Annotated in this window: 10 protein-coding genes and 2 pseudogenes; 8 read left to right on the top strand and 4 right to left on the bottom strand. The window is 54.8% G+C overall.

Annotated elements, in window-relative coordinates:
• The first annotated feature begins 18 nt into the window (after positions 1 to 18).
• The 6 genes from pglX to BMH52_RS18580 all read left to right on the top strand — a co-directional run bounded on the left by pglX (position 19) and on the right by BMH52_RS18580 (position 13334).
• Positions 19 to 3669: a BREX-1 system adenine-specific DNA-methyltransferase PglX gene (gene pglX / locus BMH52_RS18605; RefSeq protein WP_073844622.1), complete on the top strand. Its 3651-nt coding sequence runs from the start codon at positions 19 to 21 to the stop codon at positions 3667 to 3669.
• Between the two features lie 22 nt (positions 3670 to 3691).
• Positions 3692 to 6457 (top strand): NERD domain-containing protein/DEAD/DEAH box helicase, encoded by a 2766-nt coding sequence (locus BMH52_RS18600; protein WP_073844620.1) that lies wholly within the window; start codon positions 3692 to 3694, stop codon positions 6455 to 6457.
• Positions 6454 to 7899, top strand: coding sequence for a M48 family metallopeptidase (locus tag BMH52_RS18595; protein ID WP_073844618.1), 1446 nt, complete (start codon positions 6454 to 6456; stop codon positions 7897 to 7899). Before BMH52_RS18600 ends, BMH52_RS18595 begins: the two co-directional genes overlap by 4 nt.
• A 188-nt stretch (positions 7900 to 8087) precedes the next feature.
• Positions 8088 to 10709 carry a BREX-1 system phosphatase PglZ type A gene (pglZ, locus tag BMH52_RS18590; RefSeq protein WP_073844616.1) on the top strand — a complete coding sequence of 874 codons (2622 nt, stop codon included), beginning with the start codon at positions 8088 to 8090 and terminating at the stop codon, positions 10707 to 10709.
• Between the two features lie 14 nt (positions 10710 to 10723).
• Positions 10724 to 12763: a protease Lon-related BREX system protein BrxL gene (brxL, locus tag BMH52_RS18585; protein ID WP_073844614.1), complete on the top strand. Its 2040-nt coding sequence runs from the start codon at positions 10724 to 10726 to the stop codon at positions 12761 to 12763.
• 238 nt (positions 12764 to 13001) lie between these two features.
• Complete coding sequence (locus BMH52_RS18580; protein ID WP_073844612.1) at positions 13002 to 13334, top strand: hypothetical protein; 333 nt, start codon at positions 13002 to 13004, stop codon at positions 13332 to 13334.
• A gap of 500 nt (positions 13335 to 13834) precedes the next feature.
• Here BMH52_RS18580 and istB read toward each other — a convergent pair whose 3' ends face one another.
• Both istB and istA read right to left on the bottom strand, forming a co-directional pair.
• Positions 13835 to 14584 (bottom strand): IS21-like element helper ATPase IstB, encoded by a 750-nt coding sequence (gene istB / locus BMH52_RS18575; RefSeq protein WP_047281083.1) that lies wholly within the window; start codon positions 14582 to 14584, stop codon positions 13835 to 13837.
• A 19-nt stretch (positions 14585 to 14603) separates the two neighbouring features.
• Positions 14604 to 16148, bottom strand: a pseudogene (istA, locus tag BMH52_RS18570) (IS21 family transposase); the annotation flags it as partial.
• 740 nt (positions 16149 to 16888) lie between these two features.
• Here istA and BMH52_RS18565 point away from each other — a divergent pair.
• Positions 16889 to 17242, top strand: a complete 354-nt coding sequence (locus BMH52_RS18565; protein WP_073844610.1) for a hypothetical protein — start codon at positions 16889 to 16891, stop codon at positions 17240 to 17242.
• Here BMH52_RS18565 and BMH52_RS18560 read toward each other — a convergent pair.
• Positions 17234 to 17443, bottom strand: coding sequence for a hypothetical protein (locus BMH52_RS18560; protein WP_073844608.1), 210 nt, complete (start codon positions 17441 to 17443; stop codon positions 17234 to 17236). The genes BMH52_RS18565 and BMH52_RS18560 overlap by 9 nt on opposite strands.
• Positions 17444 to 17526: 83 nt before the next feature.
• Here BMH52_RS18560 and BMH52_RS18555 point away from each other — a divergent pair, with 83 nt between their 5' ends.
• Positions 17527 to 18207, top strand: a complete 681-nt coding sequence (locus BMH52_RS18555) for an SOS response-associated peptidase family protein (RefSeq protein ID WP_073844606.1) — start codon at positions 17527 to 17529, stop codon at positions 18205 to 18207.
• A gap of 153 nt (positions 18208 to 18360) precedes the next feature.
• Here BMH52_RS18555 and BMH52_RS29640 read toward each other — a convergent pair.
• Positions 18361 to 18521 (bottom strand): annotated as a pseudogene (locus BMH52_RS29640) (lysis protein); the annotation flags it as partial.

Here is an 18521-nt window from a genome sequence, read left to right as displayed (position 1 = left end):
GAATTAGGGAAAGCCCATATGAACACCAACAACATTAAACGCTACGCCCCCAAGGCACGCACCGCCTTCATTGCCGCAATGACCAAGCGCGCGGCGCTGTTTGGCATCAGAGAGTCCAGCATCCCCAGCATGGGCATCGAGCCGCTGGAGCAGAAAGGCGATCTGGCCCTGATCGAAGATCGGCCTTTCCCGGCCAGCATCATCCGGCCTCGCGCCGCGTTGGTGAAAAAGGTCGAGCAAATGGGCTTTGCTCAGACCATGGAGCAGTCGGCTTACAGCTGGTTCAACCGTCTATGCGCTATCCGTTATATGGAGCTAAAGGGGTATCTCGAACACGGCCGCTGTGTGCTCAGCCATCCAACTCAGACGGGCAGCTTCCAGATCCTTGACGACTGCCTAGATATCGAGCTGGAAGGCCTAGACCGGCCGCGCATTGCCGAACTGAAACTCGACGGCACCAAGGATGAAGAACTGTACCGCGAGCTACTGCTTGCCCAGTGCCATGCCCTGCACAAGGCCATGCCCTTTCTCTTTGAGGCGGTCGACGACGCCACTGAGCTGCTGCTGCCGGACAACCTGACCAAGACCGACTCGCTGATCCGCGAGCTCGTCAGCGCCATTCCCAAAGAGGACTGGCAGGACGTAGAGATCATCGGCTGGCTTTACCAGTTCTACATCTCCGAGAGGAAAGATCAGGTCATCGGCAAGGTGGTGAAAAGCGAGGATATTCCCGCCGCCACCCAACTGTTCACCCCCAACTGGATCGTCCAGTACCTGGTGCAGAACTCTGTGGGCCGCCAGTGGCTGCAGACCTATCCAGACTCGCCGCTCAAAGCCAAGTGGAGTTACTACATCGAGCCAACGGAGCAAGGCCCGGATGTGCAGGGACAGCTGGCGGCCATCACCCCGGACAGCATCGATCCGCTAACCATTAAGGTACTCGACCCAGCCTGCGGTTCTGGCCATATCCTGGTCGAGGCTTATAAGGTGCTCAAGGATATCTACTCCGAGCGCGGCTTCCGCTCCCGCGATATTCCACAGCTGATCTTGGGGAATAACCTGTTCGGCCTGGATATCGACGACCGCGCCGGGCAGCTCGCCGGCTTCGCTCTGATGATGCTGGCCCGTGAGGACGACCGGCGTATCTTCAGCCGCGTGGCTGATAATGGCTTCAAACTAAATGTGCTGTCTCTGCAGGAAAGCCGCAACTTTGACGTGTCCGCGCTGTGGAGCGCCCTCAATCTGAGTAGCGACTGGCAGCTTGGCCAGTCGCAGAACTTATTCGATCAGGATCAGTGCGACCTTAGCTCCGCACCGACCGACAACCGATTCAGCCTGCTGAAAAACACTCTGGCCCGCTTCAGCCAGGCTAAGACCTTCGGTTCGCTGATCGAGGTGCCGGCCGAGGATGCCGAGCCGCTGGGAGAGCTGCTTGAACAGATGCGACAACTGGTGCGTGACGGCGACGTGATGCAGAAACCAGCAGCGGAGCAACTTATTCCCTTTCTGCAACAGGCGTGGATACTGGCGCAGAAGTACGATGCAGTCATAGCTAACCCTCCATATATGGGCACTCGAATGATGAATTCCGAGCTCAAGGGGTTTGCTGCAAAATATTATGAGAGTAGCAAAACAGACATCTATTCAATGTTTATGGAGCGCGGATTGCGCCAGTTAAACGCTAGCAGCCATTTAGCGATGGTTGCAATGCAAAGCTGGATGTTTCTATCTTCACACGAGAAGATGCGAAAAAAAATAATAGACGCGAACTCAATAGTATCGTTATTGCATCTTGGCCCTCGAGCATTTTCTCAGATATCCGGAGAGGTAGTCCAAGTCGCAGCATTCTGTATTCAAGGCTGCTCGATAAAAGGATGGAAACCTACATTTCAGCGATTAGTGGACGGGGTGGAGGGCGAAAAAATAGATGCATTTCATGCCAAAAAAGATGTCTTTAATCATACTGCTCAATATGAATTTAATGTTTTACCAGGTAGCCCGCTGGCATATTGGGCCAGCGCATCATTTCGTGAGCTATTTGCCAAAAGCCCATCTATCGCAGATATAGCAAAACCTCGTCAAGGGCTTGCAACTGCAAATAATGACGAATTTTTAAGATGCTGGTGGGAGGTGTCGCACACAAAAATAGGATTTAACCTTCCATCGAGAGAGGCTGCTTCTAATAGTGGGTTTAAATGGTTTCCCCACAACAAGGGCGGGACCTTTAGGCGATGGTATGGAAATCTTGACTGGGTTGTCAATTGGGAAAACGATGGTGCAGATATCAAGCAAGACAAGCTGACTAAGCTAGAGCAAGGGCTTTGTCTTCCTAGCAATTCAAAGCCTAAAAATATGCCATTCTACTTTCGCAGCGGCATTAGCTGGTCCGATCTCACAACAAATCTATTTGGCGCAAGATATGTACCTTCAGGATTTGTCTTCGATGTATCTGGGCCAACTATGTTCCCTACAAATGAAGATGACATGTTTTGGCTCTTGGGATATATCAATAGTTCTGTTTTCCAAACCTTCCTCGAGATCTCACTGCAAGGCATTCATTACAGTAACGGCGTGGTTAGCTCCATGCCAATTCCGAAAGTAAGTGAATCGCTTAAGGGAGGGATTTCAAATTTAGCCAAGAGAGCCTATGTAATCTCTAATGAAGAGTGGGATCGCAACGAAATATCTTTTGACTTCGGAAACACAACGGTTTTTTCCGGGAATTTAATTCGAGAAGGGATTGAATGCGTACGAATCAAACGCGAGCAGGCTGATAATGATCTTACATCAATAGAAAAAACAATTAACCAAGAGCTTATTTCGGAGCTGTATTTGGAGGAGGATATTTCGGTTGAGTTAAAAAATAACGCTCTTGATGCCGCTGATCAATCCGGCGATAATCTCATTCAAATTCTTAGCTATGCACTTGGCTGCGTAATGGGTCGCTACTCCCTAGACCGTGAAGGCCTAGTCTATGCACATGCTGGCAACCAAGGCTTTTCCGAACTCGTCGCCGAAGGTGCCTATAAAACTTTCCCCGCCGATATCGATGGCATCTTGCCGCTGACCGATCAGGAATGGTTCGTCGACGACGCAACCAACCGCTTCCGCGAGTTTGTTCGCACTGTCTGGGGCGAGGAGCATCTGCAGGAAAACCTCGACTTTATTGCCGAGAGTCTGTGCCTCTATGCAATCAAGCCCAAGCGTGGCGAATCGACGCTAGACACCATACGCCGTTACCTGAGCACCCAGTTCTACAAAGACCACCTCAAGACCTACAAAAAGCGCCCCATCTACTGGCTGTTTAGCTCCGGCAAGCACAAGGCCTTCGAGTGCCTGGTTTACCTTCACCGCTATAACGAAGGCACCCTGGCGCGCATGCGTACAGAGTACGTCATCCCCCTCACCGCCAAGCTCAACACCTACGCTAACAAGCTAGCCACGGACATCGAAAACGAAACAGTCACGTCCGAGAAAAAGCGCCTTGAAAAGGAACTTGCCACTCTCCATAACCAGCAAGCCGAACTCGCCACCTTCGACGAAAAACTTCGCCACCACGCAGACCAGCGAATTAGCCTGGATCTGGATGAGGGCGTGAAGGTGAACTACGGCAAGCTTGGGGACTTGTTGGCTGAGGTTAAGGCTGTAACAGGCGCCAAGGGCGACTGACCACCCGCATGGAGCATTACCGATGACACTGAAAGCATTCCGCGGCAGACCCTTTGAGCATACGCACGAGAATCGAGCGTTCAATGAGCTGTTTGATTTGCTCGACGTACACTGTTCAGACTCTGGACAGGACTGGTACCTGCTGGGAAATTTTTATGTGGGCAGCCGTGAACTGGATGCCATGGTGATCAAGCCGAACGCGGTGATCATCCTCGACTTTAAGGAGTTTCGCGGAAAATTAGAGTTTTCTGAAGACGGCCCTTGGCTGATTGAAGACGAGGAAGCGGGCAGCAACGTCCAAGTAAAGGGCGGCGCCAGCGTCAATCCGCTGCGCCAGTTGCGTATCAATAAAGGGGCCATGCTTGATTTTTTGAGCCGGAACTTTACCGACCTTAACGCGACCTGCAACTGGCGGCATGCCGCTGCTCTGGTAGCCTTTCAGGGGCCGATTGAATTCGATCACCGCCAGTTACCCGGCTTGATAAAGCCATGGTTCCATATCAGCGATATGGGACGGATCGTTCGCGATCTGGACGCCATTGTCAGCCGGGAGATCTTTCTCTCGCGCGAAAACATGGAGCGCCTCACGGCTCAACTGGGGATTGATCCTTTTGTTCCGGCAGGCGCTCCCAAACTCAATCGATTGAGCGGCCGGGAGACCTCAGCGCGCGATGGACACAGATTGACTCAGCAGCAGAGTCAGGCATTGGGCGAGTTCTCGACCTGGCTGAAATCTGGCAGCGGCGTATTTCGACTCGCCGGCATGGCATCAACCGGCAAGCGCTTCTTGTTCCCCCACCTTGTGGATGCATTGGAAGAGGCCGGTGTCGAATTGCTCCTATTGACCCCAAGTGCACGGATTTCCTCGACCTATCAACACCCTTTAGCTCAGCCCGTTTCTATCTATACTTGGCTGTACAGCCAGCAGCCCAATCGTTTTGAGACTAAAGACGGTCGCAAAGTAGGGATTCACGAGATAAGAGAGGATCACCTTTTACAGGGCAAAATCCCTGTATTGGTGGATGCCCATCTGCTGAGTGACGAAGAGTTTGATGTGGGGGACCGGCGTTATGGTTCCGGTCGACTGATTCATGACTTTCTCTCGGTTATTGCAAAGCATAAAACACCTTTTGTGGTTATCGGCGATCCCTATCAGATGCCTAGAGGATCACTGCAGCGTTCCCTGATCAGCGGCAACATGCTGGAACAGTTAGGGCTCAGCGTTGTCAGCTACCTGTTGACCGAACAGATTCTAGATGTCGGAGATGACGCGCTAAGCAAACTGCAGGCGCATCTCGTGAATAGCTTAGACAAAGGCCGCTTCAATAAGCTGCCACGCCTGTCAGGCAAGCGTCTTGATATTCTTGAAAACGTCAATTCAAGGGGCTGGGTGCCGGACATATCCAATGTCCGTGCTGAATCGATCCTGGTTTGTGGCACTCATGAACAAGCCGCCAAGGTCAATGGCGCGGTGAAAACAAAGATTCTGGGCCATCTCAGTCCGACCAAATTAGCGGCGGGTGATCGGATTGACTTTCACAACCGCTCACCGATCCTGGCGTCCGAGCCAGATGCAATTAATCAAAGTACGATTCGCTGGGTCAACTCCGGCGATATTGGTCTTGTTGGCCTTGTTGAGGAGCGTATTGAAACCCATTTTGTTGAGCTTCGTGGGCGTAAAGAGCCAATACACCTTCACTTCCAGCGCGCCAGTTGCCGGCTGCCAGGCTTGGGAGAAGTGGAGTTCCGCTACTTGGTAGATTACTTTGAAGCTGATCGGCCTGACATGACCGGAGACCAGTACCTGGCGCTCCAAGTGCTTGCTCGACAGCTTGCCAAGCCAGAGCTTGAAGTGCACAAGCAGCGACTACCGGACAAGACTGATCCCCGCTATAAGCAGGAAAGGGCCGAATATGACAGGCTTGAATACCAAGTTCTGCAGGCGCGTGGGTATCTGTCTGCAGCGCTTATCCGTCCAGCTCATGCATTGACTCTGCATCGTGCTCAGGGGCGTCGCTGGCCTAGTGTCTGGGTAAATGCATCACGCAGCGCTTCGAGTGAAAATCCTAATAATAGCGACTATTTCCGCTGGCTGTATACTGCCTCAGTCAGTGCCGACGAGATGTTCACTGTCCGTCAGATGCCCTTTCTCAGCCCCCTGAGCAATGCAGTCGTGAGCCGCGGCCATGACTTCGCAATTGGTACCTTCCCGCTCAAGCACGGCCTGTTTTATGACTCATCTCGTCACCCCACAGAACAGGAAGCCTCGATGGTTATGCCGTCGGGTTTCAGCCAAATGGCATTACGCCCGCTGTTTCTGGAGCTGAGCGAACGGCTTGCCGACTCAGCCTGGAGCCTTAGCGACTGGCGTGAGCACTGCTATCAGGTGGTCATCACGCTCTCTTACCAAACGGCCGCTCCTAACGTTCGAGCCAGGCTGTATTACGACAAAAAACTTGCGGTTACCAACGTAGTTTTTCTCGACGGCAGCAATAGTGAAAAGGAAACCATCAGCAGGCTTCTGATGAAGCCTTTCAAGCCACAAAGCGAAACCCTGGCTGAAGCTGTCGACGCACTTCAGGAGCTGCTGGCTGCGCATAGGTTCGTGATAGTCGAGGGAGCTGAGACCAGTTATCGGGTGCAGTTGACGCTCGCAGTTGATAACGAAGCCATTGAAATCCAAGTTAATGCTGACAAGGAAGGAATGATCAGCTCAATACGAGTCTTAAAAGCGTCCTCAGAAAGCATCGTGCAACAGCTGGAGAAGACATTAGCGGTGCAGTCATGAGTATTTTTGATGATATTCGGGATCACAAATCGCGCGAGGACTTGGAAGGTGCCTGGCAGGTAGGTTCCAAGGCATTGGAGCAAGATTCTCGTAACACGTTCCTGAAGACTTCGCTGTTTTGGGTCATTTATGCAGAGCTGAAAAAGCTGCTGGAGCCTATCAAAACACGCGATAGCAAAATGCCCCATCCCAATGAGCAGCGGATGATTGATCTGTGGGCTTCCCGCATTCACATGCTCCAATTAGAGCTCCCCAGTGAAAATATTGATTTCCGTCTGTGGAATCTTTTCCGTGAGACCGGAAAATTCTGCGATCCAATCTGTCTCTTCATTTTGCAACGCGGCAGCGCACTGTTTAGTCCAGACGATCACAAACCATTCAGCACAGAAAAAGGAGAGTCGCCCAGCGTTGTACTGCGACTGGCACGCATGGTGGCTGTCAATTATCTGCACAAAGGGCTAGTGAGTCCCCTTCCAGCAAGTCGAGTCGTCGCACTTATAAACTACGCCTTGGATAAGGCCGGAGATTCACCGCAAAACAAGATCTGGCTTGAATACGATAAAGCCAGGGTCTTTGTAACTGCCGGAGATATCGTGAGGGCACGAGAGGCCTATCTGTCTGTGCTCAGAAACAAGCGCGGCGAATCCTGGGCATGGTTTGGCTTGGCCAAGACCTATGAAAACGAGCCGGAAAAAGCTATTTGCCTAGTTTCTTTCGGCTTAACCTGCGCTCACGACCCGAAGTTCAGCATACCCGGACTGGTGCAACTGGCGGAGTTACTTGCCCAAACAGGCGTGCATGATTACGCCTCAAAGGCACTGATAAAACTGACAAAAATCTACAGCGATAATGGCTGGGCGCTTAAAGACAGCATCGTTGAGCTCACGTCATCTGCATGGTTTGACACATCGCTGGATACCAGTGATCTTGATGCTCATGTAGAGGAACTGGCAATAGGTGCCAATCAGTACGCCATGGCCAAACCAACCTACTTGTCAGGCGTACTTCTTTCAGTACACGAGTCAGGTAAAGGCGCCACGATTTATATCCACAGAGATCTTAAATTTTCTGCGCGAAAGGCTGTATTCGAATATCGAAAAATCCCTAAGCCTGGAACTCTTGTGAAGATCTTCTGCGACATGGGCTCTGAGAGTCAGGATGTCGTTTCGGTTGAGAACATACAGGTGATTGAAACTCAGGATATCCGTTCATTCAAAGGAAGCTTGAAAGTAAGCGAAAAAGGATTTGGGTTTGTAAATGGCGACATTTTTGTACCGCCAGGTCTGGTTGAAGGCGTACAGCGGGACACCGAGGTTGCCGGAGCAGCCGTTATGTCTTTTGACAAAACCAAGAACAAATACGGGTGGAAAGCTATTACCCTGTTTAAAGAAGTTTGCTCACCAAACTCAGGTGAACTCGGACCATTGCAAGGCCAGCCATGAATTACAACTATGGTGACAACCCTGGCTTTTCGAGAAATAAATCTCCGGATGTTTTTCAAGGACGACATCTACGCGAAAAAACGTACATATTGATGAGTTCCGGGCCGTCAGGGATGCATTGTTGTCTTACGATGACATTTCCCACGCTGACCTCTCGTTTCCTGCTTCAGGCTTAGGCGAATAAGTGCATGAACACCCAACAACTGACCCAAGGCCTGAATCAGGCATTCTTCAAAGAAAACCACCGCATCGTTTTCTGGTACGACCCTGAGCAGGGCTTCACGGATGAACTCGGCCAGCTTGATCTGCCCGGCGTTCAGGTGCTGAACATGCAGGGGCATTCCACCTTCGGTACCAAGCTCAAGCTGGAGCTTGAGGACACTGAAGGTAAGTACCTGCTCTATTTCCCTTGCGCCGAACCAGACGCGAATGATGACTGGCTGCTGGACATCAAGCTGTACTCGCGCAGTTTCTACGCTGACAAAGTGTCACTGATATTCAATGACCTGGGCTTACACCAGCAGGTGCTCCGTGAACATCTAGCCAAGCGTGAGCGCTTCCTTGGCAGCAGGGCTCGCCTAGCTAGCCTGAAGCGTTTGATCCAACCAACTGACACTGAGCATGAGTTGGATCTGGCGATGATTGCCGTTGTGCTGGGTGCAAGTGGCAGTGACGTCATGACGCTGCTTTGCACTTTGGCCGATGGTGCCGTACGTGACGATTTGGGTCTTGAGCAGAATCCAGCGGTCATCGATGAACTGTACAAGCTCGACCTGATGCCTGCGTTGCTGCAGGCCCTGCGTGACGAGGTAGGCTATCCAGCCTCCATCGAGGAAATCAGTGGCGATAAACCCTTCAGCTTTGGGCATTTCCTAATTCAACTGCTGGCAACCGGGTTCTGCGAAAGTATCGGTGATATACCCAACTGGGCCTCAGCGATTGCTATCCCCTCAGCCAGCGCACGCGCTACTTCACGTGCACTGCTTTCCCGCTGGCGTGACAGCTCACGGTTTTACCAAGCCTATGATGAGATTTCCGGCTGGGTCGGTGAGGCCCTGCATATCACTCAAAAAATTTGTGAATTCTCGTTGGAGAACTTGGCCAATGTTGCAACCTTCGAAGCCGTCGAGCGGCAGATCATTGTCGATCTGACCAAGGCTATTCCGGAGGCAGATCCGCGTGACCTCGGTCTGTTTGCGAAGATCATTTTCGAGCGACTGGATAACTATTGGGCGACTCGCCATAAGGACGATGAGACACGCCGCAAGTACCGGCTGCTATACACGGCGCTGTCGGCTGCAATCGACCTGTTTACGCAGCGCCACCAGTACGCTGCAGGCTTCCACTTCGCCAGCACCGAAGCGTTGTACAAAGCCTATGAGAGCGAGCTGTACCGTTTCGACACTGCTTACCGCCATTACTTCGCAGCCTCCCAGCGCGCACACGTTGAGCTGCTGAAGAAGCTCGATGAAGCCGTCGAGCAGTGCTATGCGTATTGGTATCTCGATCAGCTCGGACGCTCCTGGGGCGACCGAGTTGAGGCCGAACAGCGCTTGGATTACTGGAAAATACCTGGCGTTCCTAACCAGCATAATTTCTATGAGCGTTGGGTAGCACCCTTATTGGAGGGACATCGTAGCAAGCGCGTTGTAGTGATTATCAGCGATGCCTTCCGCTATGAAGCCGCCGTCGAGCTGTGCCAGCGCATCAATGAAAAGCGCTACAGCAAGGCCAGCCTGAATAGCCAGTTGGGCGTATTGCCGAGTTACACCACGTTGGGCATGGCGTCCCTGCTGCCACACCAGACGTTGGAGTATCGCGAGGGCAGTGATGGTGTTTTTGTAGACGGACTCAATACTGGCAACACCATCGCTCGCGACAAGGTTCTTGCCCAGCATGGCGGCATGGCCGTGACGGCACTGCAGGTCAAAGAGTGGTCCCGTGACGCTGGACGTGAAGCGCTAAAGGATCAGCAGCTGGTTTACGTCTATCACAACGTGATCGATGACCGCAGTGACAAGGGCGGTGGCTCCGAGGTAGATACCTTCCACCACGTCGAGTTCGCCATTGAGGAGCTGACCGAGCTGACCCGCAAGATCCTCATGCACTTCAACACCAGCACGGTGTTGATCACGGCCGATCATGGGTTCCTCTTCCAGCAGAGCAAGCTTGAGGCAGCGGATCGCACCTCACTCGCAGAGAAGCCGGATAGTGCGATCAAGAGTAAGAAACGCTATGTCATTGGCCATACGCTGCCTGCTGCCAAGGATGTCTGGCAGGGATCGACCAAGCAGACTGCGGGCACAACATCGGACACTCAGTTCTGGATACCCAAAGGCGCGAATCGTTTCCACTTTGTCGGCGGTGCACGCTTCGTCCATGGCGGAGCCATGCCCCAGGAAATCGTTGTTCCTGTGCTGACGGTCAACCAGTTACGCGGTGAGAAAGCGGAGAAACGCACCAAACGCAAAGTCGGGGTGATCTCACCGAAATCTACCCTGAAGATGGTCACCAATATCCAGCGCTTTGACCTGATCCAGACCGAGTCCGTCAGCGAGCAGGTGCTGCCAGTTACGGTTGCTGTGGCGATCTACGAAGGGGAGCAGGCGGTCTCCAGTGAGGAGGTTGTGACGTTCAACTGCGCGACGGACTCCATGAGCGAGCGCCTTAAGCATGTACGCCTGTCACTATCAGGCAGCGACTTCGACCGGCAGAAAGATTACTTCCTGGTAATCCGCGATAAAGATTTGAACACTGAGCTTGAGCGCTACCGTGTGACGATTGACCTGGCCTTCACTGACGACTTTTGAGAGCACTAGACAAGATGGAAACCCAAGTGGATAAAGATCTCGATCAATTGCTCAACGAGTACTTCGCCGGTCGCGTGGTGCGCAAGGATCTGACCAAGCTGATAAAGGAAGGCGCGAACGTACCGGTTTACGTGCTCGAGTACTTGCTGGGTATGTACTGCGCGTCCGATGACTCAGAGGTGATCGAACAGGGCCTGAAGAACGTCAAGAAAATTTTAGCGGAGAACTATGTTCGACCGGATGAGGCTGAGAAGGTCAAGTCTCTAGTTCGCGAGCGCGGCACGTACAAGGTGATCGACCGAGTCACCGTGCGACTGAATGAAAAAAAAGACCGCTACGAGGCCTCATTCAGCAACCTAGGTATCAAGGATGCAGAGATATCTGCCGGCATCGTCAAGGAATACGAAAAGCTGCTGGTCGGCGGTATTTGGGTAATTGCCACACTCAGTTATTACCACGAGGAAGGCCAATCGGGATCGCCTTTTGGCGTCACGCTGCTCAAACCAATCCAGATGCCTAACATGAACATGCAGGAGCTGTTCGAAGGGCGCGCAGCACTGAGTACCGTAAACTGGCGCGAGACACTGATTCGTTCCATCGGCATGGAGCCATCGACCCTGGATGAGTCCGTGCAGTGGCATTTGCTGGCCCGCATGGTTCCCTTCGTGGAGAACAACTACAACGTTTGCGAGCTCGGCCCACGCGGTACCGGCAAGAGTCATATATACAAGGAGTGTTCACCGAACAGCATGCTGGTGTCCGGCGGGCAAACCACCGTCGCTAACCTGTTCTACAACATGAGCAGCCGCCGCATCGGTCTGGTCGGTCTTTGGGATGTGGTGGCCTTCGATGAGGTGGCCGGCATCAACTTCAAGGACAAGGACGGCGTGCAGATCATGAAGGATTTCATGGCCTCAGGTTCTTTTGGCCGCGGTCGCGAGCAGATGGAAGCTTCGGCCTCCATGGTCTTCGTCGGTAACATCAACCAGAGCGTTGAATCACTGGTAAAAACCAGTCATCTGCTGGCACCGTTCCCTGAACAGATGATCGACGCAGCCTTTTTCGACAGATTCCACGCCTACATTCCTGGCTGGGAAATCCCGAAAATGCGCCCGGAATTTTTCACCAACAGGTACGGACTAATCGTCGATTACCTGGCTGAATTTTTCCGCGAAATGCGCAAGCGCAGCTTCGCCGACGCCATCGACAAACACTTCAAACTGGGTAACAACCTTAACCAGCGCGATGTGATCGCAGTACGCAAAACAGTATCCGGCCTGCTCAAGCTGCTCTACCCGCACGACGTATTCACCAAAGAAGACGTGCGCCAGTGCCTCGAATACGCACTCCAGGTCCGCCGACGCGTGAAAGAACAGCTCAAGAAGATCGGTGGAATGGAATTCTACGATGTTCACTTCAGCTACATCGACAACGAAACCCTCGAAGAACACTTCGTCACTGTGAAAGAGCAAGGCGGTGGCGGTCTTATCCCTGAAGGGCCAGGAAAGCCCGGTTTTATCCACACTATAGGCTTGAGCGGCAAAGGCATGCCTGGGCTATATCGGATCGAACTGCAGGTGACCAAAGGTACTGGCAAGCTAGCTACCTCCGGCCTGTGGAACTCCAGCTCTGCCAAAGAACAGGTGAGGATTGCCTTTGACTACTTCAAGGCCAACGCCTCGCGCATCAGCTCATCGGCTAAGGTGCTGGAGCACGACTTCCATTTACATGTGGTTGAACTGCAAAACACCGGCCCTCTTACTCATATGGCCCTACCCAGCCTAGTAGCTTTTGCCTCCGGCCTAATGGGCAGGCCTGCGCAAGGTCAAATGGTCGTGCTCGGCGATATGAGCTTGGGCGGCAGCATCACGCCAGTTGAAAGTATCGCCGAGTGCCTGCAAGTGGCTTTCGACGCGGGAGGCAAGCGCGTTGCGCTTCCAATGAGCAGTGCCAAGGACATCCCCAGCATCCCAGCCGAACTGTTCACCAAGTTTCAAACCAGCTTTTATGGCGAACCAGTAGAGGCTGTATTTAAGGCAATGGGCGTGGATTGAAACAAGTCTATCTATTAGCCCGCTTGCGACTTTGAGGCGGGCTGCTTGACCCTCCTCGAGGGCCATCTGCAATGCGGAATCTGGGTTTGAGGTGATGAGGACGCAGCTCCTCTTCTTCAGGAATAACCGCCGATAGAGAAGCATGGCAAGCAGCTGGATTGAGCACCAGTTTTCGAAATACTGGCTTAACCCATTGATTCACCCCTACAATTCCATTCTAACCAAGGAGTGCAATCGGATGGGGTTTTACATCAAAGCTATGGGTGAGGCTGTGATCAGCCTTCAAAATGAGGAGTTTCGGGTCGACTCCAACACCTTCACGCAAGGTGGTGCTGTCCAGACAAGTCAACAAATCTATGATGAGGACGACGTTGACTTCGAAACTTCGTTCTTCGCTACGTCGCAGGGTGAAACCACCGAAGCAAAGCAGCTCTTCACATGGAAGGTGGAGTTCACCCAAGATTTCAGCACCGGCAAGCTTTTTATTAACGCTGCTCAGTGTGTAACACCAGGCGTGATAATGATAAAAGACCTCGCTTTCAGCGCTGTAGCCGAAGATGAAAATGAATAGTTAAAAGGAATTTGCGCCGGGCGCTTTCCTTTAAGCACCCATTGCCTCAGCCATTGCATGTCCTGACGATGGATGGGCGCGCAGCTACATCGAACCTACTCAATTTAACAAGCTTCGAGAAAGCCGTACTTTGGCAGTCGCTTCGAGCTTTGTCTGACTACACCATCTCGAGCCTTCTTCCGAACACCAGAAAAACAGCCCCCTCTACAACGCTCACCATGCGACGATCTCCACTCAGTTAATGCGAGCGCAAGGGGTCACGCCTACACCGCCCCAGGCCCTCTGAGTGACGCCAAAAGCACCTCACTGTTGCGGATGTTACGGAACTCGCAGGACGAAAACACCTACATTACACAGTTGGTGATCGACCTCACCCTGACTTGCCATATCCTTTTCAGGTGGTGATCTGCGTATTTCGCTCATCGTGACCGGTCATTTCGCTAACAACGTGACCGGTTTCTCCACCCGATTGCGCGGGGTCTAAATTCTAACCGCATCGGTCACGATGCCGCTTCTTCTTCCGTCTTTTTACGTCGCAGCGACTCGCCCTTCATCACGATTCGATACGCGCTGTGCACCAGTCGATCCAGTAAGGCGTCGGCCACTGTCGGGTCGTTGATCCAGCCGTGCCAGTGATCGACCGGCAGTTGGCTGGTCAGTACCGTCGACCGGGCACCGGCGCGGTCGTCGATTACTTCCAGCAGGTCGTGCCGGGCGTTTTCTTCCAGCGGTGCCAGACCCCAGTCGTCCAAAATCAGCACGTCGACTTTGGCCAGTTGTTGCAGCGTGCGGCCGAAGCTGCCGTCGCCGTGGGCGATGCGCAGTTGTTCCAGCAGGCGCGGCGTGCGCAGGTATAGCGTGCTGTAACCTTGGCGGCAGGCCTGGTTGCCCAGGGCGCAGGCGAGCCAGGTTTTGCCGACGCCGGTTGGCCCGGTCAGCAACAGGTTGTGCTGTTGGCGGACCCAGTCGCCGCTGGACAGGGTCGCTATCTGGCGTTCGTCCAGGCCTCTGCCGCGGCGGCGGTCGAGGTCTTCCAGGCAGGCGCCAGCGTATTTGAGCTTGGCTTGTTTGCGCAGACGCTCCAGGCGTTTGTTGTCGCGCCAGGCCAGTTCGCGGTCAAGCAGCAGGCCGAGCCGCTCATCGAAGCTCAAACTGTGGCTGGCTGGCAGTGTCCACTGCTCTTCCAGCGCCTTGGCCATGCCGCTGAGGCGCAGTTGGTGCAACTGATTAAGCGTGTGTTGGGTCATCATTGAACAGCTCCTTTTGGGTGTAATAGTCGGCACCGCGCACGTTCTCGTGGCGGCTCGGGTATGCGGCGGTGGTGGTCTTGGGCAGCGGGTGCTGGTCAAGGCCTTGCTTGAGGAGGTTACGTACGGTGCGGCTGTTGAGCGCGCGCAGCTGGACGGCGCGGCTGGCTGCTGCTTCCAGACGCTCGTTGCCGTATTGGCGGGCCAGCGAGAGCAGGCCCAGGCAGGAGCGGTAGCCCATTTCCGGATGGGGTTTGTGGGTCAGTTGGTGCTCGACGATCTGCCGGACGTGCGGGCCGATTCGCTCGCCCCAGTCGAGCAGGCGCTGAGGTGTCCAGTCGCGATGGGCCTTGTGCGAGGCCGGCATGTGTTCGCTCTGGGTGCTGTAGGCGCCGCGCCGCGCGAGCAACAGGTGGCTGGCGACCCGGCGGTTGCCATGTAGAATTTCGACGGTATGGGCACCCACTCGGGCGTCGACGCTTTGCCGGGCCAAAGCCGAGGGCACGCTGTAAAAGCCGCCATTCACCTCGATGTGGTAATCGATGTTGACCTTGCAGCGCTTGAAGGTCACCACCTCATACGGGTGCGCCGGCAACGGTTTCAGCGCCGGCTGGTCGAGTTGCTCGAACCAGTCCCGTCGGCATCCATCGAGCTTTTTGAACGGGCGTCGGTTCAAGTCCTCCAGCAAGACGGCGATGGCCTGATTGAGCGCATGCAGGCTGAAGAACTGCTGATGCCGCAACCGCGCCATGATCCAGCGCTCGACCACCTGCACCGCGACCTCTGCCTTGGCTTTGTCCTGCGGCTTGCGCGGGCGCGCCGGGAGCATGATGGCGCCATAGTGCTGGGCGCACTCCAGCGCGGCGCGGTTCAGGCCCGGCTCATAACGGTCAGGCCGGGCGACCAGGGCGCGCGGGTTGTCCGGCACGATCATTTCGGGGACGCCACCGAAGTAGCCGAGGGCTTGGCTCAACGCCGTCAGCCAGTCCACTTGGGTCTCGCCCGGCGTGGCGCACGCGTAGGTGTAGTTCGAGGCGCCGAGGGCCGCGACGAAGATGTGCGCCTGGCGGATCTCGCCGGTGGCGGCGTCGATCACCGGCAACGTCGGCCCGGCGTAGTCGATGAACAGCTTCTCGCCCGCGCGGTGCTGTTGGCGCATCGAACGTTTGAGCGTCCGGGCGTAGCTGCGGTAATGCTCGACGAACTGGGTGTAGCGGTAGGTCGGCTGGTCGGGATGAGTAGCGGTGTATTCCTCCCACAGCAGTTGTAGCGTCACGCCTTTGCGACGTAGTTCGCGGTGCAGGGTGATCACGTCGGGCAACACGCGCTCGCCGCGTGTGTGCACGGTCTTGGCGGCGGGCACCAGGGCGGCGCCGAGCGCCACCTCATCCAGTAGAGCCAGCGTGGCCCACTCGATACCGGTGTCGCGCGCCGCCTTGATGTATTTGCTGACGACGCCCTTGGACAGTTGCAAGGCGCGGGCGATCTTCTCGTGGGACAGGTCGGCCTCGAATTTGAGGCGCAGGCATTCTTTGATATTACGCATGGCTACTCGCTGCGCCGCCATCCTTCGATTCCCCGAAATGGGACGGAGGGTGGCGGCGGGTCAGGTCATGCGCAACGCAGTGGAGGGTATTTCGCTAACAACGTGACCGGTCATTTCGGTAAGGGCGTGACCGGCTGTTTCGGAACAGGCGGAAAATCGGTCACGTTGTTAGCGAAATGAGCGGTCACGCGTTAGCGAAATGGTCGGTCACGTTGTACCGAAACGGGCGGTCACGATGGGCCGAAATACGCAGTGATCAGAAAAAAAGATCTGAGAACAGCTCGTCGCGCCGATATCAGCCAGTGCCCGTCAAGAGAAAGATCGCGACAAGGAACAGACCGCAGCCAATACAGTCAGGACTGGAGCTTTGACAGATTTCAACGCGACGAAGCCCTGTATGGCGCACTCTACGAGCTTTTTGCTAACGGTGACCCAACGGTGACCAAAATGATCAAATGCCAGAAACAACAAAGCCCGGTCGTTTCCGAACCGGGCTAAGTCATTGAAAAATATGGTCGGGACGGAGTGATTCGAACACTCGACCCCTAGCACCCCATGCACGCAGTACACCTGTAAGACATTGTTAAGTAGCTGTTTTTATTGGCGCTCGCTGCAATCGACTGCCCACAAGAGCTTACAAGTGCGTGAGAGTGTCACGCAAAAGTCACGCACCCTCCCCGGCGTCCTGCCGACGAACACCACTCCCCAAACCTGCACCACCTCGATTACTGTACGCACATACAGTGCTTGAGATTCACGCTATGAACGTAGACATGGACACCGATGATTGGCTCGGCTGCCCCACTCCGCTGGAGATGTACCAGCACCAATGCTCAATTCTCGTAGATGAGCTGGTGGAGACCGAGCGCATGCTGCGTCGAGCGCGGGCGAATATCGCCGGGCTGGTGCAGATGAATGACCTGCTGATGACGGGAAAAGCCGAGACAGAAGCAAAGCTCGCCGAGGCGCTTGAAAAAATAGGCATGCTGGAACAGCAATACTCGTTTGCCTCAGTGCAAAGCGTGAAGATCATCACCGGGCAGCGCGACCATCTGCTCAGGGAGAATCAGCGCCTGCTGCTCGAGCTTAGCGTTTACAAGCAGCCATTAGCCTAGCTCGTCGGCATAGGCCGCAACTGCTTCCTCAGTCAGTTCACGCCATTCACCTTCGTTGATCAACCCCTGTTGCTTGAGGTCGTCAGCCAGGGCCAGTCGCGTTTCGTAACGCTCTTCCGGTGTGGCCGATATGAATGCGGGATCATTGCGGAGTGCAAACCACGCCTCCATTGCGTTCACCTGATCAATGTTGATCGCCATGACGAATACCTCGGGCCAGTGTCTACAGTGTAGAGATTGGCCGGGGACCGGCTGTTCATCGGGGCCGACGAGCGGAGATGCTTATGTGCGGGAGACTTTCGCAGTACAGGGGAATCCACGACTTCGTTGCAGCGCTGAGTATGCCCAATGCGCTGGCGAACTCCGTGGGCGATCAGCCGATTGAGCGGTACAACGTTGCACCGACAACCGCGGTTGCGCTGCTGCACCTACAGGGCGACCTGCTCCACGCCGACCCGGTACGCTGGGGCTGGCGACCGCACTGGGCAAAGGACCGGGCAGCGCCGATCAATGCCCGCGTGGAGAAGGTAGCCCACGGCCCGTTCTTCCGGGCGATCTGGCCGCACCGGGCGATCACGCCAATCGATAACTGGTTTGAGTGGGTAGACGAAGGTGGGCCCAAGAAGCAGCCGTACCTTATCCGCCGGCGGGATGGTGCCCCGATACTCTGCGCTGCGATTGGCCAGCTACCGGACGCTGATGAAGGACCTGGCGAGCATGATGGCTTCGTGATCATCACCGCCGACAGTGCCGGGGGCATGGTGGACATTCACGACCGACGCCCGGTGGTGCTTACCCCGGACCTGGCGCGGGAATGGTTGGACCCGGCCACGCCCAAGGAGCGCGCCGAGCAAATGGTCCTGCACCAGGGCGAGCCGTCCGAAGTGTTCGAATGGTTCAAGGTCAGCATGGCCGTGGGTAACGTGCGGAATAAGGGACCAGAAGTGATACGACCTTTAGGTTAATTGTCGTAGAAATACCACATGACAGACGCCACTGTGACGACCCATCCAAGGGTGAGCAGTATTGACAGCCCCGCAAGCCGCTTATCCATGGTGCCCTTCAGTTACCAAAATGATCGAAGTCAGAGCGCACCCGGCAATATTAGCTCAACGCACTCATCGTGCAATTGCGCGGACATAGGCCTGGCACGCGCGCAAGGCGATTATGGCGTTATCCCCGTCGTCGGTGATGGCGACAATTCGTTGCGCATGCGCTGGGTCAAGTTGGGCTCGACGGGCTGCATGAACCACGCCGACGGCGCCGGGGGTGGTAGGCA

It is taken from the genome of Pseudomonas sp. BTN1, from assembly GCF_001907715.1.
In the GTDB taxonomy this organism is placed as follows: Bacteria; Pseudomonadota; Gammaproteobacteria; order Pseudomonadales; family Pseudomonadaceae; genus Aquipseudomonas; species Aquipseudomonas paracarnis.
The sequence above is the reverse complement of the archived record's forward strand: the minus strand, read 5'-3'. Positions and strand labels throughout refer to the sequence as shown.